Origin of the sequence: Pimelobacter sp. 30-1, from assembly GCF_018831735.1 — a bacterium.
Lineage (GTDB): Bacteria > Actinomycetota > Actinomycetes > Propionibacteriales > Nocardioidaceae > Nocardioides.
Genome location: NZ_NHTS01000010.1, coordinates 329,486 through 352,970 on the forward strand (window position 1 = coordinate 329,486; position 23,485 = coordinate 352,970).

The window sequence follows — 23,485 nt, forward strand, 5'->3', positions numbered from 1 at the left end:
TAGGTACGACCTGTCACGATCTCGGAGCCCGTCGTTACACTCCGTCACCATGCTGCCCAGCCTGCGCACGATCGTCGCCTCCCCCGCCGTGCAGCAGGGCCGACCCGAGGTGCTCGCCGGGCGGGACCGGCTCGACCGCGGCGTCCGCTGGGTGCACGTGGTCGAGATCGCGGACCTGTCCGGGCTGCTCACCGGCGGCGAGCTCATCCTGTCCACCGGGCTGCCGCTGAGCGGCGGCGGTGCCGCCGCGTTCGTCGACGGCCTGGTCCGCGCTGACGCCGCGGGCCTGGTCGTCGAGCTGAGCGCCGGGCTGCCCGTCGTACCGGAGGCGGCGGTGGCGGCGGCCCGGGCGGCCGACCTCCCGCTGATCGCGCTGCACGCCGAGGTCCGCTTCCTCGACATCACCGAGGAGGTGTACCGGGCGATCGTCGCCGAGCAGTACGCCTTCGTGGAGTTCGCCCGCTCGACCCACGAGACGTTCACCGCGCTCAGCCTCGAGCGCGCCGACGCACCCCGCATCGTCACCGCGGCCGCCGACCTGTGCGGGCTCTCGGTGGTCCTCGAGGACCTGTCCCGCCGGGTGCTGGCGTACGCCGCGCGCGGGCGCCCCGCCGCGAGCCTGCTGGCCCGCTGGGAGGAGCGCTCGCGCCAGGCGGCGTCGCTGCCCGACACCGGGGTGAGCGGGCCCGAGGGGTGGCTCACCGCGCCGGTCGGCGGGCAGAGCGGCACGTGGGCGCGGCTCGTCGTACCTCATCCGGGGGCGGAGCCCGACCTGCTCACCATGGTCCTTGAACGCGCCGCCCAGGCCCTCGAGCTCGGCCGGATGGCCGAGCGGGACCGGGCCGGCCTGGTCACCTCGGCCCACGGCGGCCTGCTCACCGAGCTGTCGCTGGGCCGGATCGCCGCGGAGACCGAGGCGGCGGCGCGCGCGGGCGCGCTCGGACTGCCCGAGGCGACGGCGTACCTGCCGCTGGTGGTGCACCGGGTCGGCTCCCCCACCGAGGACCCGGTCGCACGCCACGACCGCACCCGCCGGGTCGTCGAGCAGGTCGTCGAGGCTGCTGCCCGCGCCCACTGCCCCGCCCTGGTCGGCAGCCTGCGGCTGGACCAGGTCGGCGTGCTCGCGGCCGTCGGCCGGGCCGATCCCGAGCAGCTGCTCGACCGGCTGACGGCGCCGCTGTCGGAGGACCTGGTGGTCGGTGTCGGCGACCTCGCGGCCGGCGTACTGACGGCGGGGGCGTCGCTCGCCCTCGCCGGTCACGTCGCCGAGGTCGCCGCGGCCCTGCGCCGTCCGGGACGCCGGTGGTTCCGCAACACCGACGTCCGCCTCCACGGCCTCGTCGCCCTGCTGCACGACGACCCCCGGGTCCAGGCCTTCACCGAGGCCGAGCTCGGCCCCCTCCTCGCCCACGACGGCGCCCGCGGCACCGACCTGGTCGGCCTGCTCCGCCAGTACATCGCCGCCGGAGGCAACAAGACCCGCCTCGCCGACAGCGCCCACCGCAGCCGCCCCGCCGTCTACAAGCAGCTCGCCCGGATCGAGGAGGTCCTCGGCATCGACCTCACCTCCCCCGACTCCTTCCTGGCCCTCGGCGTCGCCCTCATGGCCTACGACCGCGGCCGCTAACCCCCGCCGAAGTAGCAGGGTTCCGGCCCCGAGGGCGCAGGGTTTCGCCCTCGAAGTCGCACCCCCGGCACTCTCGGCGCCGGAACCCTGCGACTTCGGGGCGGGAGACCTGCGCCCTCGGCGCCGGAACCCTGCGCCCTCGGCGGCTAGCTGACCCGGTCGATGACGAGCGGGCTCGGCGTGTACGACGTCCCGGGGGCGGCGATGTCGTAGCCGCCCTCGAGCGAGGCCAGGGCCCGCTCGAAGCGCTCCGGGGTGTCGGTGTGGAGGGTGAAGAGCGGCTGGCCGGCGGTGACGGGGTCACCGGGGCGGGCGTGCCAGACGACGCCCGCTCCGGCCTGCACCGGGTCCTCCTTGCGCTCGCGTCCGGCGCCGAGGCGCCAGGCGGCGACGCCGACGGACAGGGCGTCGAGGCGGGTGAGGACGCCGTCGGACGGGGCGGTGACGACGTGCTGCTCGCGCGCCACGGGCAGCGGGGCGGAGGGGTCGCCGCCCTGGGCGGAGATCATCGCGCGCCAGGCGTCCATGGCGGAGCCGTCGGCGAGCTTGGCGGCCGGGTCGATGTCGTCGCGGCCGGCTCCGGCGAGCATCTCGCGGGCCAGGGCCAGGGTCAGCTCGACGACGTCGGCGGGACCGCCGCCGGCCAGCACCTCGACCGACTCGGCGACCTCGATCGCGTTGCCGGCGGTGTAGCCCAGCGGGGTCTGCATGTCGGTGAGGAGCGCGACCGTGCGGACGCCGGCGTCGGTGCCGAGCGCGACCATCACCTCGGCGAGCTCGCGCGCCTTGTCGACGTCCTTCATGAAGGCGCCGCTGCCGACCTTGACGTCGAGGACGAGCGCGCCGGTGCCCTCGGCGATCTTCTTGCTCATGATCGACGAGGCGATCAGGGGGATCGCCTCGACGGTGCCGGTCACGTCGCGCAGGGCGTAGAGCTTCTTGTCGGCCGGCGCCAGGCCGTCGCCGGCCGCGCAGATCACGGCGCCGACGGACTCGAGCTGGGCCATCATCTCGTCGTTGGAGAGCAGCGCCCGCCAGCCGGGGATCGACTCGAGCTTGTCGAGGGTGCCGCCGGTGTGGCCCAGTCCCCGCCCCGACAGCTGCGGTACGGCGACCCCGCACGCCGCGACCAGCGGAGCCAGCGGCAGCGTGATCTTGTCACCGACGCCGCCGGTGGAGTGCTTGTCGGCGGTGGGCCGGCTGAGCGAGGAGAAGTCCATCCGGACGCCCGAGGCGATCATCGCCGCGGTCCAGTCCGCGATCTCGCGACGGTCCATGCCGTTGAGCAGGATCGCCATCAGGAGGGAGGACATCTGCTCGTCGGCCACCGCGCCCTGGGTGTAGCGGTCCACCATCCAGTCGATCTGGCTGGTGGAGAGTGTGTGGCCGTCGCGCTTGGTGAGGATCACCTCGACGGCGTCGTGGTTGCCGACTGTCATGCACGCACCCTAGTCGGCCGCAGGTAGGGTCCGGCCCATGCTCCGGTCCGCACCTCTCGACCGCCGCGGGATGCTGGGGGCGATCGGGCTGTTCGTGGCCCTGCGCGGCCTGTGCGTGGCCGTCCTGGCGGTCTTCGCCGCGGACCGCGACGCGTCGCTCTTCCGGATCCTCGGCCGCTCCGACGCCAGCTGGTACGCCGGCGTGGTCACCCGCGGCTACGACACGGCGATCCCGCTCGCCGCCGACGGCAGCCTGCTGCCGACGAACCTCGCGTTCTTCCCCCTCTTCTCCGGCCTGGTCGCCGTGGTCGACCCGGTGCTGCCGGGCGGCGCGGGGACGGCCGGGATCGTGGTCGCCTGGCTGTGCGGCATCGGCGCGGCCGCCGGGATCTACGCCGTCGGCGCGCACGTGCGCGACCGCCGTACGGGCGTGCTGCTCGCCGGCCTGTGGGCGGTCCTCCCCCACGGCGTGGTGCTGTCGATGGGCTACACCGAGCCGCTGTTCACCGGCCTCGCCGCGTGGACCCTCTGGGCGCTGCTGCGCCGGAACTGGGTCGCCGCCGGCGCGCTGTGCCTGCTCGCCGGGCTGACCCGCCCGACCGCGGCCGCGCTGGTCGCCACGGTCGGACTGTGCGCCCTCGTCGCCGTCGTGCGCCGCGAGGACGGCTGGCGGCCCTGGGTCGCCGGCGCGCTGGCCCCGCTGGGCCTGCTGGGCTACATCGCCTGGGTCGGGCAGCGCCTGGGCAGCGCCGACGCCTACTTCCGGGTCCAGAACGACGCCTGGAAGATGTCGTACGACGCCGGCGGCTTCACGCTCGCCACCACCCGCGACCTGCTCACCCAGCAGGGCGCGCTCGCCTACTACGTCACCGCGGCGGTGGTGCTGGTAGCGATCGGCCTGCTCGTCGTGCTCGCCACCGACCAGGTGCCGTGGCCGCTCGTGGTCTTCGCGGGGATCGTCGTCGCGCTGACCTTCTTCGGCGCCGGCTACTACCACGCCAAGGCGCGCCTGCTCCTGCCCGCGTTCCCGCTGCTCCTGCCGGTGGCGGCGGGGCTCGCGGCCGCGCGCCGCACGGTGCTGGTGGTCGTGCTGAGCGTGCTGACCGCGATCAGCGCCGGCTACGGCGTCTACCTGACGCTCGCCTGGCGCTACTCGCCCTGAGCCGCGCCCTGAGCCGCGCCTTGGACCACGCTCAGGTCGTCGGGCCCGAACGCCTGCGGCAGGACCGCGTCCATCCCGAGCACGCCCTGGGGTGTGAGCACCTCGAGCCCGGCGCCGCCGTTCTCCCAGAGCAGCTGGCGGCAGCGGCCGCACGGCATGATCACGTCGCCGACGCCGTTGACGCACACGAAGTGGGTCAGCCGCCCGCCCCCGCTCGCGTGCAGGCTGGAGACCAGGCCGCACTCGGCGCACAGCGTGACGCCGTAGGCGGCGTTCTCGACGTTGCAGCCCACGACGAGGCGGCCGTCGTCGGCGAGCGCGGCCGCGCCCACCCGGTAGCCGGAGTACGGCGCGTAGGCGCGCGCCGCGATGTCGATCGCGGCCTGCTTCAGGGAGTCCCAGTCCACCACGCCGCCACCGTAGGCCACGACGCCTCAGCGCGCGAGGATCTTGCGCCACGGCCTGCCGGGACGAGAAATGTCCCAAGTTGGTAACCGTTTCGACGAATGCGCTTCCCGCGGAGCGCCTGGTGAGCCAGGATGCACCTTCGGAGTATCAGCACACCCCCTTTGCCCTGCCACGTTGCCGGGCGTCGACCTGGAGGACATCTGTGAAGACCTGGAAGAGGACGTCGGCCGTCGCGGCCCTGGCGATCATGGCGAGCGCGGCGCTGACCGCTTGTGGCGACGCCCCCGAGAAGAGCGCCGACAAGAAGAGCGACTTCCTTCCCTGCATCCTGTCCGACGCCGGTGGCTTCGACGACAAGTCGTTCAACCAGCTGAGCTACGAGGGCGTGAAGGAGGCGGCCAAGGAGCTCAACAGCGACTACAAGGAGTTCGAGTCCAAGAACGAGAACGACTACGCGCCGGCTCTCGACCAGTTCGTCAACCAGGGCTGCGACGCGATCGTCACGGTCGGCTTCGCGCTCTCCGCGGCCACCGTCGAGTCGGCCAAGGCCAACCCGAAGATCGAGTACATCCTGATCGACGACGCGGCGGACAACGACTTCGACGGCAAGAAGGACGCCGACAACATCAAGCCGATCCTCTACAACACCGCGCAGGCGGCGTTCCTGGCCGGCTACGCGGCGGCGGACTACACCAAGACCAAGGTCGTCGGCACCTACGGTGGTCAGCCCTTCCCGACCGTCACCATCTTCATGGACGGCTTCAAGCAGGGCATCGACTACTACAACAAGGAGAAGGGCAAGGGCGTCAAGCTCGTCGGCTGGGAGGGCAACGACAAGGGCGTCTTCACCGGTGGCTTCGACGCCAACGAGAAGGCGACCAACACCGCCAAGCAGATCCTCGACCAGAACGCCGACGTGATCCTGCCGGTCGGCGGCCCGATCTACCAGGGCGCGCTCACCGCGATCAAGGACTCCGGCAAGGACATCGCGATGGTCGGCGTCGACGCGGACTTCTACGAGACCGACCCCAACACCCGCGACGTCATCTTCACCTCGATCCTCAAGAACATGAAGACCTCGACCATCGAGGCCGTCGTGGCGGCGGGCAAGGGCAACTTCGACCCCGAGGCCTACATCGGGACGCTCGAGAACGACGGAGTCGGCATCGCGCCGTTCCACAACTTCGAGAGCAAGATCAGCCCGGACCTGCAGGGTGAGCTCGACACCGTCAAGGCGGGCATCATCGACGGCAGCATCCCGGTGAGCTCCTACCTCACCAAGTAAGCACCCCACCTGCGGCGACGCAGCGCCCGGGGGAGGTCGGCCTGGCGCCGACCTCCCCCGGACTGCGTTCCCCGGGCGCGTACCATCCCCATCCCTGGCATCGCACACGTCTCCTCGGAGAGGATCGCCACCATGACGCTCGAGCTTCGAGGCATCACCAAGCGCTTCGGTCCCCTGGTCGCCAACGACCGCATCTCGCTGACGGTCAACGCCGGCGAGATCCACGCCCTCCTGGGCGAGAACGGCGCGGGCAAGTCCACGCTGATGAACGTCCTCTACGGCCTCTACCAGGCCGACGAGGGCGAGATCCTCCTCGACGGGGAGCCGCTGAAGATGTCCGGCCCCGGCGATGCCATGGCCGCCGGCATCGGCATGGTTCACCAGCACTTCATGCTGGTCCCCGTCTTCACCGTCGCCGAGAACGTCATGCTCGGCAACGAGGCGACCGGCTTCGCCGGGACCCTCGACCTCGACGCCGCCCGCCGCCGGGTGCGCGAGATCTCCGAGCGCTTCGGGTTCGAGGTCGACCCCGACGCGCTCGTCGAGCACCTCCCCGTGGGCGTGCAGCAGCGCGTCGAGATCATCAAGGCGCTCTCCCGCGACGCCCGGGTCCTGGTCTTCGACGAGCCGACGGCCGTGCTGACGCCCCAGGAGACCGACGAGCTCATGGAGATCATGCGCCAGCTCCGCGAGTCGGGCACCGCCATCGTCTTCATCAGCCACAAGCTGCGCGAGGTCCGCGCGATCGCCGACCGGATCACCGTGATCCGGCGCGGTGCCGTCGTCGGCGAGGCCTCCCCCACCGCGTCCAACGCCGAGCTGGCCGCGCTCATGGTCGGCCGCCCGGTCGAGCTGACCGTGCACAAGGAGCCGGCCCAGCCCGGCCCCGACGCGCTCGTCGTGCGCGACCTGCGCGTCACCGACGACACCGGCCACGTCCACGTCGACGGGCTCAGCTTCGCGATCGCCCGCGGCGAGGTGCTCGGCGTCGCCGGCGTCCAGGGCAACGGCCAGACAGAGCTGACCGAGGCGATCCTGGGCCTCCAGAGCCACGTGCACGGCTCGATCACTCTCGACGGCGTCGAGCTGGTCGGCCGCTCGGTCCGCAAGGTCCTCGACGCCGGCGTGGGCTTCGTCCCCGAGGACCGCCAGGTCGACGGCCTGGTCGGCGGCTTCACGATCGCCGAGAACCTCATGCTCAACCGCAGCCACGGCGCGCCGTTCGTCGCGGCCGGCACCGTGCGCCGCGGTTTCCTCGACAAGTTCGCCCAGGAGAAGCTCGTCGAGTACGACGTACGCGCCTCCGGCATCCAGGCCAAGGCCAGCCAGCTCTCCGGCGGCAACCAGCAGAAGGTCGTCGTCGCCCGCGAGCTCTCCCGCGACCTGCGCCTCCTGGTCGCCGCCCAGCCGACCCGCGGCGTCGACGTCGGCTCCATCGAGTTCATCCACAAACAAGTCGTCGCCACCCGCGACACCGGCGTCCCGGTGCTGCTGGTCTCGACCGAGCTGGACGAGATCGTCGCCCTCTCGGACCGGATCATGGTCCTCTACCGCGGCCAGATCGTCGGCATCGTCCCGGCGGACACCCCGCGCGAGACCCTCGGCCTGATGATGGCCGGCGAACGACCCGAAGGGATCGGCGAGTGAGCACGAACGACGAGAACCAGCCCGTGGCCGAGAACCCCGAGAACCCCGAGCAGCCCGAGAACCCCGAGGTCACCCCCGAGGCGCCCGAGGTCGCGGAGGCCTCCGAGAGCCGCTCGCCGCGCGAGCGGGGCCGCTTCGACGGCGTCCTGCGCGAGATCGCCACCGGCAACGCCCTGGTCGCCGTGCTGTCGGTCTTCCTGGCGATGGTCATCGGCTCGCTGATGATCCTGCTCACCGACCAGAACGTGCGCGACACGCTGTCCTACATCGGCTCGCGCCCCGGCGACTTCTTCAGCGCCGTGGGCACCTCGATCACCGACGCCTACACGGCGCTGTTCCGGGGGGCGATCTACAACACCAACGTCGAGGGCTTCGAGCTCCGGATCCGGCCGCTCACCGAGACCCTCAAGTTCGCCGCGCCGCTGATCCTGGCCGGCCTCGGCGTGGGCCTGGCGTTCCGCGCCGGCATGTTCAACATCGGTGGCCGCGGCCAGATGCTGCTCGCCGGCACCGCCGCCGGCTGGGTCGGCGTCGGCATGGACCTGCCGATGGCCGTGCACCTGCCGCTGGCCGTCGTCGCCGGCGCCCTGGCCGGCGCCCTGTGGGCCGGCATCGCGGGATTCCTCAAGGCCCAGAGCGGCGCGCACGAGGTGATCGTCACGATCATGCTCAACTACGTCGGCTACTACCTGGTCTTCTACGTGCTCTCCAAGCAGGGCCTGCTCCAGGCGCCCGGCTCGCTCAACCCCAAGTCCAAGCCGATGCCCGAGTCGGTCATCCTGCCCAAGCTGCTCGGCGACCGGTTCAGCCTGCACCTCGGCTTCGTCATCGCGCTCGTCGCGGTCGGCTTCACCTGGTGGCTGCTCAACAAGTCCGCGCTCGGCTTCCGCTTCCGCGCCGTCGGCGAGAACCCCGACGCCGCCCGCGCCTCCGGCATCAACGTGGGCCGCACCTACATCACGGTGATGCTCATCGCCGGTGGACTCGTCGGCCTGGCCGGCGTCAACCAGATCCTCGGTACGGCGACCAGCGGCGTCACCGTCGACATGGACGCCGGCATCGGCTTCGACGCCATCACCGTCGCCCTGCTCGGCCGTTCCCGACCTCTGGGCATCCTGGCCGCCGGCCTGCTGTTCGGCGCCCTCAAGGCCGGAGGCTTCTCGATGGCCGCCGCCGAGGGCATCCCGGTCGAGATCGTCCTGGTCATCCAGTCCCTGATCGTCCTCTTCATCGCCGCTCCCCCGTTGGTGCGAGCTATCTTCCGCCTGCCGAAGGAGGCGACGGCATGAGCACCACCATCGACGCTCCGGTCCCGGCCGCGGCCGAGCCGACCGCGCTGCCCCTCCGGACGCTGCTCAAGGCGCCGATCCTGCTGGGCGTGGTGACCGTCGCGGTCGCCCTGCTCATCGTGCTCAAGGCCCGCTCGGGCGACACCGGCTTCCGGCTCGCCACCGACACCGACTTCTTCGACCTGCCCGAGATCACGGTCCCGTCGACCGGCACGGTCGCCGCGGTCGTGGCCCTGCTCGCCGTCTGCACGGCGGTCTCGGCCTTCCTGGTGAGCCGCGGACGACGTACGCCGCTGTGGCTGATCGCGATCTTCTCCGTGCTCGCGATGACCGGCTTCCTGGCCTGGGCCGCGGCCGGCCAGACCGTCCCGGTCGTGGGCCTGCTGGGCGGCTCGATCGCGCTCGCCGTACCGCTGGTGTTCGGCGCGCTCGGCGGCGTCCTCGGCGAGCGGGCCGGCGTGGTCAACATCGCCATCGACGGCCAGCTGCTGTTCGGCGCCTTCGCGGCCGCCATGTTCGGCACGATCGTCGGCTCGCCCTGGGGCGGCCTGGTCGCGGCGATGCTCGCCGGCGCCCTGGTCGCGCTGGTGCTGGGCTTCTTCGCGATCAACTACTTCGTCGACCAGGTCATCGTCGGCGTCGTGCTCAACGTGCTGGTGATCGGCCTGACGAGCTTCCTGTTCAGCCAGGTACTCGCCGACAACCCGACCAAGCTCAACGCCCCCGAGCACTTCTCGCGGCTCCCGATCCCCGTGCTCGGCGACCTGCCGGTGATCGGTCCGGTGCTCTTCCGCCAGACGATCCTCGTCTACCTCATGTACGCCGCCGTGGTGGTCGTCGCCTGGGCGCTCTACCGCACCAAGTGGGGCCTGCGCGTGCGCGCCGTCGGCGAGCACCCCAAGGCCGCCGACACGGTGGGCATCAAGGTCAACCGGACCCGCTACACCACGCTGCTCATCGCCGGCCTGATCGCGGGCGCGGGCGGGGCGACGTACACGCTGGTCTCGGTGCCGCAGTTCGGCCAGGAGATGACCGACGGCGCGGGCTACATCGCGCTCGCCGCCGTCATCTTCGGCCGCTGGGACCCGGTCCGCGCGACGCTGGCGGCGCTGCTCTTCGGCTTCGCCTCGAACCTGTCGGGCGTGCTCTCGGTGCTCGGCTCGCCGGTGCCCAGCCAGTTCATGCTGATGCTGCCCTACGTGGTCACGATCGTCGCGGTCGCCGGTCTGGTCGGTGCCTCGCGGGCGCCGGCCGCCGACGGCGTCCCCTACCGCAAGGGCTGAGTCGAGGCGCGCACGTCGAGGCGGACCGGGAGGTCCGCCTCGGCGGCGCCCTCCCCCGTCTCGATCGCGCCGACGAGCGCGGTCACCGCGCGGGTCGCGGCCTCGACCGGCAGCAGCGAGAGCGTGGTGACCGGCGGCGCCGTCCAGGCGTACGCCGGGTCCTCGCTCGCCGTGACGACCAGGACGTCGTCCGGCACCCGCAGGCCGAGCTCGCGCGCGGCGGCGAGCACGCCCCTGCCGCAGCCGTCGAAGATCCCGTGCACCGCGTCGGCGCCGCCCTCGAGCAGCGCCCGGGCCGCCCGGCGGCCCTCCGGGTCGTCGTGGGAGATGCAGCCGATCCGGGGCTGCGCGACACGAGCGGTGTAGGCCGCCACACAGGCACGGGTATAGGCGTCGGAGCTGTCCCCGGCCAGCAGCGCGACCCGGGTCGCGCCCTGGGCGGCGAGGTGGTCGAGCACCATCGCGATCGCCTGCTCGTGGTCGTTGTCGACCCAGGAGTCGCGCGCGTGCGGTTGGTCCGGGCGCCCGTCGAAGGCGACCGGGATGCGCCGCTCGCGTAGCACCGCGACCGCCGGGTCGTCCTCGGGTGAGTCCATGAGCACGACCCCGTCGACCTGGACGTCCCACCAGCCGTCGGCGTCGAGCCCGGCCGGGAGCAGCACCAAGGCGTAGCCGTGCTGGTGGGCCACCGAGGTCGCCGCCGCGATGGCCTGGGCGTAGTAGGACACCGACGCGACGTCCCAGGCGACCGCGCCGTAGGTCGTCACCGCGAGGCCGATCGCGCCGGCCCGGCCGGTGCGCAGCGCCCGCCCCGCCGGGTTGGGGCGGTAGCCGAGCCGGGCGGCGGCCTCGCGCACGCGCGTCCGAGTCGCCTCGGAGGCCCGGCCGGTCGCGTTGAGCGCGTTGGAGACGGTTGCCGTCGAGACTCCCGCCGCCCGCGCGACGTCGGCGATCGTGACCGTCATACCCGCACCCTAGAGCCTTGTGCTTAACGGATTAATCACCGAGGCTCCCGACATGCGCATCCGCACCCCACTCACGAGGGCCGCCCTCGCGGCCGCCGTCTGCCTGTCGGCGCTCCCCGTCGCAGCGTCCGCCCCGGCCGCCGCCGCCCAGGGACCGGCCGCGGACCTCGTGCTCCGCCACGGCGCGGTCGAGACCGGGACCGGCCGGCGGGCCCAGGCCGTCGCCGTGCGCGACGGCCGGATCGTCTACGTCGGCTCCGACGCCGGGGTCCGGCGCTTCATCGGCCGCGCCACCGAGGTCGTCGACCTGCGCGGGCGCACCCTGATGCCGGGCATCCAGGACGGCCACGCGCACCTGTCGCCCCGGCTCCCGACCTGCGACCTGGAGTACGCCTTCCTCACCGTCGCCGAGACCCGGGCCCGGATCCAGGACTGCCTCGACGCCGAGCCCGGCAAGGGCCCGAACGACTGGCTGAGCGTCGTCAACTGGGACCTGCCCGGCATGAAGCCCGCCGGCACCGTGCCCTCGAAGGCACTGCTCGACGCGCTCGACACCGACCGGCCGATCTTCGTGTTCTCCGACGACGGCCACAACGCGCTCACCAACAGCCGCGGCCTCGCCGTCGCCGGCATCACCAAGGACACGCCCGACCCGAAGGGCGGCGTGATCGTCCGCGATCCCGCCGGGGAGCCCACCGGCTACCTCAAGGAGGACACCGCAATCGGCCTGGTGACCTCGAAGATCCCACCGGCTCCGCTGGCCGAGCGGGTGGAGGGGCTGCGCCGCACCCTCGCCTACGTCACCGCGCGCGGCCTGACGGCGTACCAGCCGCAGCTGCTCGAGGAGAGCGACCTGCAGGCGTGGAAGTACCTCGCCGACCGGCACGAGCTCCCCGGCCGGGTGCGCGCCTCGCTCGCCCTCGACGCCAACGAGGCCTATGCCGACCTGCCCGGCACGCTGCGCGAGCTGCGCCGGCTCAAGCGGACCTACGAGGGGCCGGGCTTCAAGATCACCACGGTGGGCGAGATCTTCGCCGACGGCGTCATCGAGTACCCCAACCAGACCGCGCGCCTGCTGGCGCCGTACCGGGTCAAGAACAAGCACGGCAAGTGGGTCCCCGGCCCGACCAAGGGCCCGCTGCGGGTGCCGCAGGCGCACCTCAACCGGGTCGTCGCCGCGCTCGACAAGGCCGGCTGGCAGGTGCACATCCACGCGATCGGCGACGGCGCGGCCCGCGAGGCGCTCAACGCGTTCGCCTATGCCCGCCGGCACAACGACAACCGCCGGATCCCCGGGATCATCGCGCACGACCAGCTCGTCGCGCCCTCCGACTACGCCCGGTTCCGCCGGCTCAACGTGGTCGCCGCGATCTCGACCGAGTGGGCCGAGAAGGACCCGTACACGATGGACGCGCTCAAGCCCTACATCGGCGTCGAGCGCTGGAAGCGGATGTACCCCTGGCGCTCGATGCTGCGCGCCGGCGCCCGGCTCGCCAACGGCTCCGACTTCCCGGTCCAGGACCTCGACCCGATGGCCCAGCTCCAGGTCGCGGTGACCCGCGTGGCGCCCGAGACCAACGGCGTACGACGCTACGAGGGCCCGCTCAACGCGCGGGAGCGGATCAGCCTGACCGACGCCATCCGGATCCACACCGCCGACACCGCCTACCTGCTGGGCCTCCAGCGCCGCACGGGCACGCTGGCGGTGGGCAAGCAGCTCGACGCGATCATCCTGTCGGGCGACCTGCGCCGCACGCCGATCCGCAAGGTGCGCACGCTGCAGGTCAGGGCGACGTACGTCGGCGGGGTGCTCCGGGCCGGGCGGCCCTGAGCGCCGGGCTCAGCGCACCCGCTTGTGCACCCGGATCACGTTGTTGGCACCGCGCACCTTGACCGACGTCTTGCCGGCCTTGACCCGCACCACGTTGTTGGCGCCGCGCACGACGACCTTGCGGAGCTTGCGGAAGACGACCTTGTTGTTGGCGCCCTTGATCTTGACCGTGGCGCCGGTACGAGCGGTGACGGCGGAGTTGGCGGCCTTGACGAGGACCGGGCCGAGCGCGCCCGAGGCGACGACCCGGGTGTTGCTGCCGGTGATCGTCAGGCTCGTGGCGCTGGCGAGTCTGACGACGACATTGCTGCCGGTGACCCGGACGTCGCGGCAGGCGCCGCTGAGCGTGTAGACCTCGGTGCTCTCGGTGAGGGTCACCGGGCCGGCGCTGCAGTCGACCGCGACGGCGGCGCGGGCCGGCGTCGGGACGCCGAGGGTGAGGCCCGCGACGAGGGCGGCGGGAGCGAGGGTGGCGAGGGCGCGCGTGGCGCGCGAGGACGCGGTCATGGGTGGATTCCTTCCGAGCAAGGTGTCGGACGAAACCCTAGTTCGACGTCGTGAGCGCGTTGACGGCCACCCCGGCCATCATCCGCGCACCGAAGCCGACCGCGGCCTCGTCGGCCTCGAAGTCGCCCTGGTGCAGGTCGTAGCGCGGGCCGCCCGGCGTCCGGGTGCCGAGGCGGAACATCGCGCCGGGGACGTGCTCGAGGTACCACCCGAAGTCCTCGCCGCCGAGGCTCTGCTCGACCTCGGTGCGGTGGTGCAGGCCGAGCAGGTCGTCGGCGGCCGAGGCGATCATCGCGACGCTGAGCCGGTCGTTGACCACGGGCGGCACGCCCTGGAGGTAGTCGACGGTCGCGGTGACGCCGTAGGGGCGGACGATGTCGAGCACCGCCTCGCGGACCACCGCCTCGCACGCGGCCCAGGCCTCGGCGTCGAGGATCCGGACGGTGCCGCTGGCGATGCCGCGGTCGGGGATGACGTTGGCGGCCGAGCCGGCCTGGAGCATCCCCCACACGACGCTGACGCCGGCGCGCGGATCCATCCGCCGGCTCAGGACGGCGGGCAGCTCGCTGGTGATCTTGGCCAGCGCGAACGTCAGGTCGCCGGTCAGGTGCGGGCGCGAGGTGTGCCCGCCGTTGCCCTCGAGGCGGACGTCGATCCGGTCGGCGGCACTGGTGATCGGGCCCGAGCGCAGGCCGACGGCGCCGACGTCGACCGACGGGTCGCAGTGGAGCGCGAAGATCCGGTCGACGCCCTCGAGCGCGCCGTGGTTGATGAGGTGCTGGGCACCGCCGGGCATGACCTCCTCGGCCGGCTGGAACAGCAGCCGCACCCGCCCCGGCAGCAGCCCCTGGGCGTGGAGCTCGCCGAGCGCGTGCCCCGCGCCGACCAGGGCCGAGGTGTGCACGTCGTGGCCGCACGCGTGGGCGACGCCCTCGACGGTGCTGCGCCAGGCCTGCGCGCTGAGGTCGGGGACCGGCAGGGCGTCGAGGTCGGCGCGCAGCGCGACCGTGGTCGGGCCCTGGCCGAGGTCGGCGACGACGCCGCTGCGCGGCATCCGGGTGACCTGCCAGCCGGCGCGCTCCAGGCGGTCGACCACCCGGTCGCAGGTGCGCTGCTCGGACCACGACAGCTCGGGGTTGCGGTGCAGGTCGCGGCGCAGCTCCACCAGCTCGTCGTCGTGCTTCTCGACGACGGCGGCGACCAGGCCGAGCAGGCCTGCGGCATCACGACGTTCCACGGGCCCAACCTACGCCGTACGACGCGACGGGCGGGCGCCCGACCTCAGGTCGGACGCCCGCCCGGTGTCGTGGGAGGCCGCTCAGCGCTTGTACTTGACGACCTTGCCGGCCGGGACGTCGCCCGGCTGGGGGCTGAGACCGGTCAGCACGTTCTCGGTGACGTAGAGCTTCTTCCCGACCACCTCGACCGCCGAGGGCAGTGCGGTCCGCACGAAGGTGCGCTTCTTGCCCTTCGGGGTGATCCGGGTGACCTTGCCGCCGAACAGCTCGGAGACGTAGATGTTGCCGTCGTCGGCGACGCCGACGCCCGTGGCGCTCACGAAGCCGGTGGCGATGCGCTTGAGCTTGTTCTTGGCGAGGTTGACCCGGAACAGCGAGCCGGGCACCGAGCCGTCCTCGGGGCCGCCGGGCAGACCGGTGACGTAGAGCTTGCCGTCGGCGAGCTCGACGTCGGTGGGCACGCCCTCGAAGCGGAACCTCTTGCCCAGCGAGCACTCCGGGAACCCGGCGTTCTCGACCATGCCCTGGGTGATCGTCGCCTCGACGGGCGGCAGGACGGCGACCGTGCGGACCTTGCCGTCGCGGATCCGGTAGACGGCGTTCGAGGCGGCGTCGGCGACGTACACGACGCCCTTGTCGACCGCGGTGGCATAGGGGTGCGACTCGACGATGCCGTTGTACTTCGCCGGCGGCGGGGCGCCCTCGCCGGTCGGCCACGCCGCGGCGCACTCGGGCGTGATGCCCACGGCGCCGTAGGTGTAGGCCCGGTCGGGGTTCTTGGCGGCCTCGTAGGCGCCGAGGTCGGCGAGCGTGCGGACCTTGCCGGCCGCCGTCCGCTTCATCACCTTGCTGTTGACGATGAAGTAGACGGCCTTGCCCTCGGTCGAGACACCACCCACCTCGCCCTCGGCGGTGTAGACCACCTTGGCCGCCTTGCCGGGCTTCTTCACCAGCAGCTTCCCGGCGAAGTTCTCGGTGTAGTAGACGTGGCCCTTGTCGTTGACGGCGACGCTCAGCGGGGACAGGAGCCCCTGGGCGACGGGCTTTCCGGGCGCGGGAGCCGCGGCCTGGGCGGGGGCGAGCACGGAACCGGTGACCGCGGCGGCGACGCCGGCGGCCAGGAGCATGCGGACAGAACGTGAATCAGTCTTGGGGGGATTCATGCCGGAGAGCCTCACCCGAGGCCGCGCGGACTGTCCGGCGAACGCCGCGAATTTTACGGTTGATCGGCGTCGTAGGCCGCGAGCAGGCGGTCGGCGGCCAGCGGGGCGGTCAGTTCTCCTGCGAGGACCGCGGAGCGTATGTCACCCTGGACCGATCTGACCGCCGCGTTGTGGCGCAGCCGCTGGTCGAGCTCGTCGCGCACGAGCGCCCACGTGAAGTCGAGCTGCTGCTCGGCGCGCTTGCGCGCGACCCCCTCGGCACCGAGGTGGTCGCGGTGCATCAGCACCTGCTGCCAGACCTCGTCGACGCGCGCGCCGGTGAGCCCGGAGCAGGTCACCACCGGGGGCGCCCACTCGGCGTGCCCGCGGACCAGGCGCAGCGCGCCGGCCAGCTCCCGGGCGGCGACCCGGGCCTCCTGCTCGCGCGCGGGGTCCTCGGGGTCGGCCTTGTTGACCGCGATCACGTCGGCCAGCTCGAGGATGCCCTTCTTGATGCCCTGGAGCTGGTCGCCGGTGCGGGCGAGGGTGAGGAAGAGGAAGGTGTCGACCATGCCGGCCACGGTCACCTCGGACTGGCCCACGCCGACGGTCTCGACCAGGACGACGTCGTACCCGCCGGCCTCGAGGACCGCCATCGCCTGGGTGGTCGCGCGCGCCACCCCGCCGAGGGTTCCCGCCGACGGCGAGGGCCGGATGAACGCGTTCGGGTCGGCGGCCAGCGTCGCCATCCGGGTCTTGTCACCGAGCACCGAGCCGCCGGTACGCACCGAGGACGGGTCGACGGCGAGGACGCCGACCTTGTGCCCGGCCGCGGTGAGCTGGACCCCGAGCGACTCGATGAAGGTCGACTTGCCGACGCCGGGGACGCCGGAGATGCCGACCCGCACCGCGGGCGTCGTACCGGCGGCGTCGGTGGCGAGCGCGGTCAGGAGCGTCCGCGCCGCCGCCCGGTGCCGGGGCGCGGTCGACTCGACGAGCGTGATGGCCCGAGCCATCTGGGCGCGGTTGCCCGCGCGCAGCCCGTCGAGCAGCCGCTCGACGTCCATCAGTGGTCGAGCTCGGCGCGGAGCTTGGCCAGCAGGTCCAGCGCGGACTCGGCGATCACCGTGCCGGGCAGGAACACCGCCGCGGCACCCATGTCCTTGAGGGTCGGTACGTCGTCCGGCGGGATGACGCCTCCGATGACGACCATGATGTCGTCGCGGCCCTGCTCGGCCAGCGCGCTCTTGAGCGCCGGGAGCAGGGTGAGGTGACCGGCGGCCAGCGACGAGACCCCGACGATGTGGACGTCGGCGTCGATCGCCTGCTGCGCGACCTCCTCGGGCGTGGAGAACAGCGGGCCCACGTCGACGTCGAAGCCGAGGTCGGCGAAGGCCGAGACGACGACCTTCTGGCCGCGGTCGTGGCCGTCCTGGCCCATCTTGGCGACCAGGATGCGGGGCCGGCGGCCCTCCGCCTCGGCGAACTCGTCGGTGGCGGTGCGGGCCTGGGCGACGAGCGAGTCGCCCTCGCCGTCGTTGGCCAGGTTGGCCTCGTCGCGGTACACGCCGCTGATGGTACGGATGACGGCTTGGTGCCGGCCGTAGACCTTCTCCATCGCGTCGGAGATCTCGCCGACCGTCGCCTTGGCACGAGCGGCCGAGACGGCCAGGTCGAGCAGGTTGCCGTCGCCGCTCTCGGCGCTGCGGGTCAGCGCGTGCAGCGCGGCCTCGACGTCGGCGCCGTTGCGCTCGGCGCGCAGCCGCTCCAGCTTGGCGACCTGCTGGCGGTAGACCTCGTCGTTGTCGACCTTGAGCACCTCGAGCGGGTCCTCGGCCGGCAGCCGGAAGGTGTTGACGCCGATGACCTTCTGCGAGCCCGAGTCGATCCGCGCCTGGGTCCGGGCGGCGGCCTCCTCGATGCGCATCTTCGGGATGCCCTGCTCGATCGCGGCGGCCATGCCGCCGGCGGCCTCGGCCTCCTGGATGTGCGCCCACGCGCGCTCGGCGAGGTCGTGGGTGAGCTTCTCGACGTAGTACGAGCCGGCCCAGGGGTCGATCGTCTGGGTCGTGCCCGACTCCTGCTGGAGCAGGAGCTGGGTGTTGCGGGCGATGCGCGCGGAGAAGTCGGTCGGCAGCGCGATCGCCTCGTCCAGCGCGTTGGTGTGCAGCGACTGGGTGTGGCCCTGGGTCGCGGCCATCGCCTCGATCGCCGTGCGGCCGACGTTGTTGAACACGTCCTGCGCGGTCAGCGACCAGCCCGAGGTCTGGCTGTGGGTGCGCAGCGAGAGCGACTTGGGGTTCTGCGGGTCGAACTGGCGCACCAGCCGGCTCCACAGCGCCCGGGCCGCGCGCATCTTGGCGACCTCCATGTAGAAGTTCATGCCGATCGCCCAGAAGAACGACAGCCGCGGCGCGAACTGGTCGATGGTCAGGCCCGACTCGAGGCCGGCTCGGATGTACTCCACCCCGTCGGCGAGCGTGTAGGCGAGCTCGAGGTCGGCGGTCGCCCCGGCCTCCTGCATGTGGTAGCCGGAGATCGAGATCGAGTTGAAGCGCGGCATCCGCTGGCTGGTGAAGGCGAAGATGTCGGAGATGATCCGCATCGACGGCGCCGGCGGGTAGATGTAGGTGTTGCGGACCATGAACTCCTTGAGGATGTCGTTCTGGATGGTCCCGCTGAGCTGCTCCGGCTTCACCCCCTGCTCCTCGGCCGCGGCGATGTAGAGCGCGAGGACGGGCAGCACGGCGCCGTTCATCGTCATCGACACCGACATCTGGTCGAGCGGGATGCCGTCGAACAGGGTCCGGGTGTCGTAGATCGAGTCGATCGCCACGCCCGCCATGCCGACGTCACCGCGCACCCGCGGGTGGTCGGAGTCGTAGCCGCGGTGGGTGGCCAGGTCGAAGGCGACCGAGAGGCCCTTCTGGCCGGCCGCGAGGTTGCGGCGGTAGAAGGCGTTGGACTCCTCAGCGGTGGAGAAGCCGGCGTACTGGCGGATGGTCCACGGCTGGGTCGTGTACATCGTCGGGTACGGCCCGCGCAGGAACGGGCTCAGGCCCGGGAAGGTGTCGAGCGCGTCGAGGCCGGCGACGTCGGCCGGACCGTAGGACGTCTGGACGTCGATGCCCTCGGGGCTGCGCCACGGCTCGCCGGCCGGGAGGTCCGGCGCGGCGGCGGCCGCCTGGTCGGCGGCGAGCGGGAGACCCGCGAAGCTCTTCGGAATGCTCATGCGAGTGCCTGCGCTCGCTTCGCTCCCGCCGCTCACGCGCTCGCGGCCAACGCCGCCGAGCTCGTTCCTCGCTCCGTCGTTGTCGCTCACTTGATCGCCTCCCGCGTGCGGTTGAGGAACGCGAGCGCGTCGACACCCATCGCCGCGCTGTCGTCGGTGAAGTCCACGGCCTTGCCCGCGATGATCACGCGGGTCGCGCCGGCGGCGCGCAGGGCCTCGGCGGCCGCCGTGCCCCACTCGTCGTAGGCCGCGTCGGTGCCGGCCAGGCACACGACGCGCTGCCCGGCGTACGCCGCGACGAGCTCGTCGACGCCCGCGGTCGGGCCCGCGACCTCGACCGCGATGCCGCCGGCCGCGAACAGGTTGCTGACGAATGTGGCCCGGGCGGTGTGCTGGGCGACGGTGCCGAGGGTGGCCAGGAAGACCGGTGCCGCGGCGGGCTCGTCGCGCAGCGCCTCGAACGAGGCGCCGTAGCGGCGGACCCGGTCGTTGAGCGGGTCCGCGGCGCGCTCGGGCAGCGCCTCGGTGAGGTTCGGGAACTCGCTGACCCCGGTCAGCGGGCGCTTGCGGCGGGCGATGTCGGTCTCGCGCCGCTCGACCACGGCCGCGATGCGGGCCCGGAACGGGTCGAAGTCGTGGCCGCTCTCCCACTCGGTCTCGAGCTGCTGGAACTCCGCCCAGCCGGCCGCGGCCAGGTCGGCGGTGAGCTGCTCGACGGCGTACGCACCGCCGGCGGGGTCGGCGACCGCGGCGACGTGGGACTCGTCGATGAGCAGGTGGTTGACGTTGCGCGCGATCCGGCGGCCGAAGCCGTCGGGACGGCCGTTGGCGCTGTCGAAGGGCAGCACGGTGACCGCGTCGGCGCCGCCGACACCGGCGGCGAAGGCCGCCACGGTGCCGCGGAGCATGTTGACGTAGGGGTCGTACTTGCTGAGCATCGGCCGGCTGGTGACGGCGTGCTGGCGCTGCGCGACCGCGGTCTCGACGCCGCTGAGCTCGAGGACGCGGCTCCACAGGACGCGGGCCGCGCGGAGCTTGGCGATCGTCGGGAACTGCTCGTCGGTCGCGGCGTAGCGGAACTCGACCTGGTGTGCGGCGTCGGCCACGGACAGACCGTGGTCGGTCAGCCAGCGCAGGTAGGCCACGCCGACCGCGATCGACCAGCCGAGCTCCTGGGCGTCGCTCGCGCCGAGGTCGTGGGCAGCCGTCGCGTCGACGACGATCGCCCGGATGTCGTGCTGGTCGGCCTTGCGGGCCAGCGTCTGCAGCTCGGCGACCGCCTCGTCCACGGCGAGCGGGATCTCGCGCAGCATCACGCCGAGCGGGTCGATCCCGAGGTTGCTGTCGGGGTGCTTGGCCCCGGGCAGCGCGAGGAACGCCTCGGCCACCGCGGTCGTCGCCGACGGCGCGTCGAGGACGACGGGCGCCAGGTCGAGCAGCACGTCCTTGAGCGTCGCCGCGACGTCGGTGCTCTCGTCGGCGCCGAGCCACAGGCTCGTCACGCCGCCGTCGAGGTCGACCAGCGCCGCCTCGTTGGCCGCCTTGGCGTCGGGGTCCGCGACCAGGCTGCGGATGTCCCAGGCGCCCTGGCGGGCCGGGCGTACGGCGCTCACGGCGCCACCGGGCAGGCCGAGCGGGGTCACGGCGATGCCGTCGAGGGTGGTGCGGGTCAGCTTGTCCCACACGGCGCTGTCGGGGTCGCTGTCGCCGAGCTTGCGCGTCTTGCGCAGCACGGCGGCGGTGGCGGCCTCCCATTCGGCGCGCGTGTGCGCGTCCTCGGGCTGCGCCAGCGTCAGGGGCGAGTCAGTCACGAGGGCCAAGCCTATCCGTGGCGAGGCCCTCGTCACCCTGGTGTGACAAATGTCCCGACCGAGCGAACGATAGGTTGCCCGCGTGAAGGTGCGTGATCCGCAGGGGCGGACCTGGCGGGTGACCCGCCGGTGGGTGCCGTGGCGGCTGCGGCGCCGCAAGGTCGACCCGGACCTGCTGGTCGGGGGCGACGACCCCATCAGCTGCCTCGTGGTGTTCGTCGTCGGCCTGGTCGTCCTCCCCCTGCTGCTCATCGTGGTGGTCTTCGCGCTCGAGGCGCTCCTGCTCGCCCTGCTGCTGCCCGTCGTCGCCCTCGCCCGCGTCTGGTTCGGCCGGTCGTGGTGGGTCGAGGCGCGGATCGGCTTCCGGCCGCACTGGGAGGAGGAGGCCGGCGACTGGGCCGCCAGCCGGCTCCGGATCCACGCCCTCGCCCGGTCGATCGAGAACGGGGACGCGCCGCCGGCGAACCTCTACGCTTCCCCGCGTGAAGGTGCGTGACCCCGAGGGCCAGACCTGGCGCGTGACCCGCCGGTGGGTGCCGTGGCGCCGCCGGCTCAAGGGCGTGGACGCCGACGCGGGCCCGCTCGACTGGGGCAACGGGCTCGGTGACGACCCGATCAGCGCCGTGCTGGCGATCATCCTGCTGATCATCGCGCTGCCGTTCATCCTGCTGGGGCTGTTCGTCGCGCTGGAGTTCCTGCTGCTGCTCCTGCTGGTCCCGTTCGCGACGCTGGTCCGGGTCGCGTTCGGCGCGCACTGGACGATCGAGGCCCGGCGCGGCTTCAGCATCTGGTGGGACGCTCCCTCGGGCAGCTGGGGCGAGAGCGGCCGGCGGATCCAGGACGTCGCCCGGGCGATCGTGGAGGGCGACCTGCCGCCGCGCACCGTGGCACCCAAGGACGCCTGAGCGTTCACCGCCCGGCCACCCGGACGGTGAGGTCGCGCCATGTCCGCGGCCCACCGTGGAGGCATGCGGATCGTCCTGGCCACCGAGTCCTTCTACCCGGCCGTCGACAGCACCACGACCACGCTCAAGGCGACCGTCGACCGGTTGGTCGACCGCGGGCACGCCGTCCGGATCCTCGCGCCGGGACCCGGGCTCACGACCTACCGCGGGTGCGATGTCGTCCGGGTGCGGCCGCTGGAGCCGACCGGGGCGCAGGTGCGCGAGGCCGTCGAGAGCTTCGCGCCCGACCTCGTCCAGGCCCACTCACCGCGGGCGGTGGGGCGCAAGGCGCTCAAGCACGCCGCGCGCGCCGGCGTACCGACGCTGGCGGTGGAGCAGTCCCCCGTGCTCGACCTCGCCGCGGACTACTGGCGCGCCAAGGTCGCCGAGCGCGCCGACCGGGTGGTCGTCACCTCGCCGTGGATGGTCGAGCGGGCCGCCGAGCTCGGCGTCGACGCCGGCCTCTGGGAGCCCGGGGCCGACCCGCTGGCCTTCTCCCCCACGCTGCGCGACCCCTGGCTGCACCGCTCGTGGTCCAAGGCCAAGTCCTCGCAGACCGGCGACGGCAAGGTCGTCGTCGGCTACGTCGGCGGCCTCCACAAACCCGCCGGCGTACGCCGCCTGGCCGCGCTCGCCGACGTCCCCGGCATCCGGGTCGTGGTGATCGGTGCCGGGCCCGACCGCGAGTGGCTCGCCCGCCGCCTGCCCCACGCCCGCTTCACCGGTCCGCTCGCGATCGGCGACCTGACCGTCGCGCTGCCCACCCTGGACGTCCTGGTCCACCCGGGCGAGCACGAGACCGACTGCCACGCCCTGCGCGAGGCGGGCGCCTCCGGCGTCCCCGTCGTCGCGCCGCGCGCGGGCGGCGCGCCGAGCGTCGTCGCGCACCTGGAGACCGGCGTCCTCTACGACCCGGCCGACCCGCGCGACCTGGCCCGCGCTGTGGCCGCGGTCGCGGCGGACCCGCGCCGCGGGCTGCTCGGCGCGGCCGGGCGGGAGCGGGCGCTGCGGCGCACCTGGACCGACGCGGTGGACGAGCTGGTCGCCGCCGCCTACCCGGAGCCGGCGCCGGTCGTCGCCTGAGCCCCGAACGCCGCCAGCCACGCCCCGAGCACCGCCTTCTCCAGCGCCGGCCGGTCGCGCAGCACACCACCGACGGCGAGCCCGCGCAGCAGCGACAGCAGGCCGTCGGCGAACACCTCCAGGCGCTCGTCGCCGAGGTCCCCGACCAGCGCCAGCAGCGGCTCGCGCAGCCGGCGGCCGAGCTCGCGCGCGCCGGGCCGCAGCGCCTCGCGCAGCTCGCGGTCGGTGCGGGCGGCGACCCACAGCTCGAGCCCCGCGACGTACGTCGGGCGGCGGGTCACCTCGTGCAGCACCTCGATCAGCGCGGCCGGTCCGGCCCCGACGGTCGCCTCCTGGATCTCCGCGCCCTGGGCCTGGGCGACGTAGTCGACCGCGGCCACGGCGAGCTCGCGCATCGAGGCGAAGTGGTGGGTCAGCGCGCCGCGGGTGACGCCTGCCTGGGTCTGGACCCGCTGCATGGTCAGGCCGGCGTACCCGTGCTCGACCATGACCTCGACCGCGGCCGCCAGGATCTGCTCCCGGGTCCGCAGGGCACGTGATTGACGTCGGGCCGCTTCCACGGGCAGAATCCTCGCAGGCACAAAACAGACCA

General features: G+C 73.0%; 20 protein-coding genes. 10 read left to right on the forward strand and 10 right to left on the reverse strand.

Going from position 1 to position 23,485, the window contains the following annotated elements; all coding sequences use genetic code 11:
* The first annotated feature begins 49 nt into the window (after positions 1 to 49).
* The gene (locus tag CCO04_RS23290) at positions 50 to 1,627 is read left to right on the forward strand and encodes a PucR family transcriptional regulator (protein WP_215816541.1); all 1,578 of its coding nucleotides are present in this window, start codon (positions 50 to 52) and stop codon (positions 1,625 to 1,627) included.
* Between the two features lie 146 nt (positions 1,628 to 1,773).
* Here CCO04_RS23290 and CCO04_RS23295 read toward each other — a convergent pair whose 3' ends face one another.
* A complete protein-coding gene (locus CCO04_RS23295; protein ID WP_215816542.1) occupies positions 1,774 to 3,066 on the reverse strand; it encodes a thymidine phosphorylase in 1,293 nt (430 codons plus the stop codon).
* A gap of 37 nt (positions 3,067 to 3,103) precedes the next feature.
* Here CCO04_RS23295 and CCO04_RS23300 point away from each other — a divergent pair, with 37 nt between their 5' ends.
* Positions 3,104 to 4,228: a glycosyltransferase family 39 protein gene (locus CCO04_RS23300; protein WP_215816543.1), complete on the forward strand. Its 1,125-nt coding sequence runs from the start codon at positions 3,104 to 3,106 to the stop codon at positions 4,226 to 4,228.
* On the opposite strand, the gene CCO04_RS23305 is transcribed toward CCO04_RS23300, so the two are convergent.
* Entirely contained in the window at positions 4,216 to 4,638 is a 423-nt protein-coding gene (locus CCO04_RS23305; protein WP_215816544.1) for a cytidine deaminase, read from the reverse strand. The two genes, CCO04_RS23300 and CCO04_RS23305, sit on opposite strands and share 13 nt — an antisense overlap.
* Positions 4,639 to 4,838: 200 nt before the next feature.
* Between CCO04_RS23305 and CCO04_RS23310 the strand changes: the two genes are divergently transcribed.
* The 4 genes from CCO04_RS23310 to CCO04_RS23325 all read left to right on the forward strand — a co-directional run bounded on the left by CCO04_RS23310 (position 4,839) and on the right by CCO04_RS23325 (position 10,140).
* A complete protein-coding gene (locus CCO04_RS23310) occupies positions 4,839 to 5,921 on the forward strand; it encodes a BMP family ABC transporter substrate-binding protein (protein ID WP_308281475.1) in 1,083 nt (360 codons plus the stop codon).
* A 132-nt stretch (positions 5,922 to 6,053) separates the two neighbouring features.
* Positions 6,054 to 7,568 (forward strand): ABC transporter ATP-binding protein, encoded by a 1,515-nt coding sequence (locus CCO04_RS23315; protein ID WP_215816545.1) that lies wholly within the window; start codon positions 6,054 to 6,056, stop codon positions 7,566 to 7,568.
* The gene (locus CCO04_RS23320; RefSeq protein ID WP_215816546.1) at positions 7,565 to 8,857 is read left to right on the forward strand and encodes an ABC transporter permease; all 1,293 of its coding nucleotides are present in this window, start codon (positions 7,565 to 7,567) and stop codon (positions 8,855 to 8,857) included. Before CCO04_RS23315 ends, CCO04_RS23320 begins: the two co-directional genes overlap by 4 nt.
* Positions 8,854 to 10,140 (forward strand): ABC transporter permease, encoded by a 1,287-nt coding sequence (locus tag CCO04_RS23325; protein ID WP_215816547.1) that lies wholly within the window; start codon positions 8,854 to 8,856, stop codon positions 10,138 to 10,140. The genes CCO04_RS23320 and CCO04_RS23325 overlap by 4 nt, the downstream gene beginning before the upstream one ends.
* On the opposite strand, the gene CCO04_RS23330 is transcribed toward CCO04_RS23325, so the two are convergent.
* Positions 10,125 to 11,105 carry a LacI family DNA-binding transcriptional regulator gene (locus tag CCO04_RS23330; protein WP_215816548.1) on the reverse strand — a complete coding sequence of 327 codons (981 nt, stop codon included), beginning with the start codon at positions 11,103 to 11,105 and terminating at the stop codon, positions 10,125 to 10,127. The genes CCO04_RS23325 and CCO04_RS23330 overlap by 16 nt on opposite strands.
* Positions 11,106 to 11,157: 52 nt before the next feature.
* Here CCO04_RS23330 and CCO04_RS23335 point away from each other — a divergent pair, with 52 nt between their 5' ends.
* Positions 11,158 to 12,936, forward strand: a complete 1,779-nt coding sequence (locus CCO04_RS23335) for an amidohydrolase (protein WP_215816549.1) — start codon at positions 11,158 to 11,160, stop codon at positions 12,934 to 12,936.
* A gap of 9 nt (positions 12,937 to 12,945) precedes the next feature.
* On the opposite strand, the gene CCO04_RS23340 is transcribed toward CCO04_RS23335, so the two are convergent.
* The 6 genes from CCO04_RS23340 to CCO04_RS23365 all read right to left on the reverse strand — a co-directional run bounded on the left by CCO04_RS23340 (position 12,946) and on the right by CCO04_RS23365 (position 20,866).
* Positions 12,946 to 13,443 carry a DUF3060 domain-containing protein gene (locus CCO04_RS23340; protein WP_215816550.1) on the reverse strand — a complete coding sequence of 166 codons (498 nt, stop codon included), beginning with the start codon at positions 13,441 to 13,443 and terminating at the stop codon, positions 12,946 to 12,948.
* A gap of 37 nt (positions 13,444 to 13,480) precedes the next feature.
* A complete protein-coding gene (locus tag CCO04_RS23345) occupies positions 13,481 to 14,680 on the reverse strand; it encodes an amidohydrolase (RefSeq protein WP_308281477.1) in 1,200 nt (399 codons plus the stop codon).
* An 81-nt stretch (positions 14,681 to 14,761) separates the two neighbouring features.
* Entirely contained in the window at positions 14,762 to 15,808 is a 1,047-nt protein-coding gene (locus CCO04_RS23350) for a ScyD/ScyE family protein (RefSeq protein WP_215816551.1), read from the reverse strand.
* A gap of 89 nt (positions 15,809 to 15,897) precedes the next feature.
* Positions 15,898 to 16,890 (reverse strand): methylmalonyl Co-A mutase-associated GTPase MeaB, encoded by a 993-nt coding sequence (meaB, locus tag CCO04_RS23355; RefSeq protein WP_215816552.1) that lies wholly within the window; start codon positions 16,888 to 16,890, stop codon positions 15,898 to 15,900.
* Positions 16,890 to 19,055 carry a methylmalonyl-CoA mutase gene (gene scpA / locus CCO04_RS23360; protein ID WP_215816553.1) on the reverse strand — a complete coding sequence of 722 codons (2,166 nt, stop codon included), beginning with the start codon at positions 19,053 to 19,055 and terminating at the stop codon, positions 16,890 to 16,892. Before scpA ends, meaB begins: the two co-directional genes overlap by 1 nt.
* Before the next feature lie 86 nt (positions 19,056 to 19,141).
* Positions 19,142 to 20,866 (reverse strand): methylmalonyl-CoA mutase family protein, encoded by a 1,725-nt coding sequence (locus CCO04_RS23365; protein ID WP_308281479.1) that lies wholly within the window; start codon positions 20,864 to 20,866, stop codon positions 19,142 to 19,144.
* Between the two features lie 82 nt (positions 20,867 to 20,948).
* Between CCO04_RS23365 and CCO04_RS23370 the strand changes: the two genes are divergently transcribed.
* From CCO04_RS23370 to CCO04_RS23380, 3 genes are all read left to right on the forward strand, one after another.
* Positions 20,949 to 21,362: a hypothetical protein gene (locus CCO04_RS23370; RefSeq protein WP_215816673.1), complete on the forward strand. Its 414-nt coding sequence runs from the start codon at positions 20,949 to 20,951 to the stop codon at positions 21,360 to 21,362.
* On the forward strand, positions 21,349 to 21,771 hold the full coding sequence (locus CCO04_RS23375; RefSeq protein WP_215816555.1) for a hypothetical protein: 423 nt from the start codon (positions 21,349 to 21,351) through the stop codon (positions 21,769 to 21,771). The genes CCO04_RS23370 and CCO04_RS23375 overlap by 14 nt, the downstream gene beginning before the upstream one ends.
* A 63-nt stretch (positions 21,772 to 21,834) precedes the next feature.
* Entirely contained in the window at positions 21,835 to 22,893 is a 1,059-nt protein-coding gene (locus CCO04_RS23380; RefSeq protein ID WP_215816556.1) for a glycosyltransferase, read from the forward strand.
* Here the strand turns inward: CCO04_RS23380 and CCO04_RS23385 are convergent.
* Positions 22,863 to 23,453 carry a TetR/AcrR family transcriptional regulator gene (locus CCO04_RS23385; RefSeq protein WP_215816557.1) on the reverse strand — a complete coding sequence of 197 codons (591 nt, stop codon included), beginning with the start codon at positions 23,451 to 23,453 and terminating at the stop codon, positions 22,863 to 22,865. The two genes, CCO04_RS23380 and CCO04_RS23385, sit on opposite strands and share 31 nt — an antisense overlap.
* Positions 23,454 to 23,485: the final 32 nt, after the last annotated feature.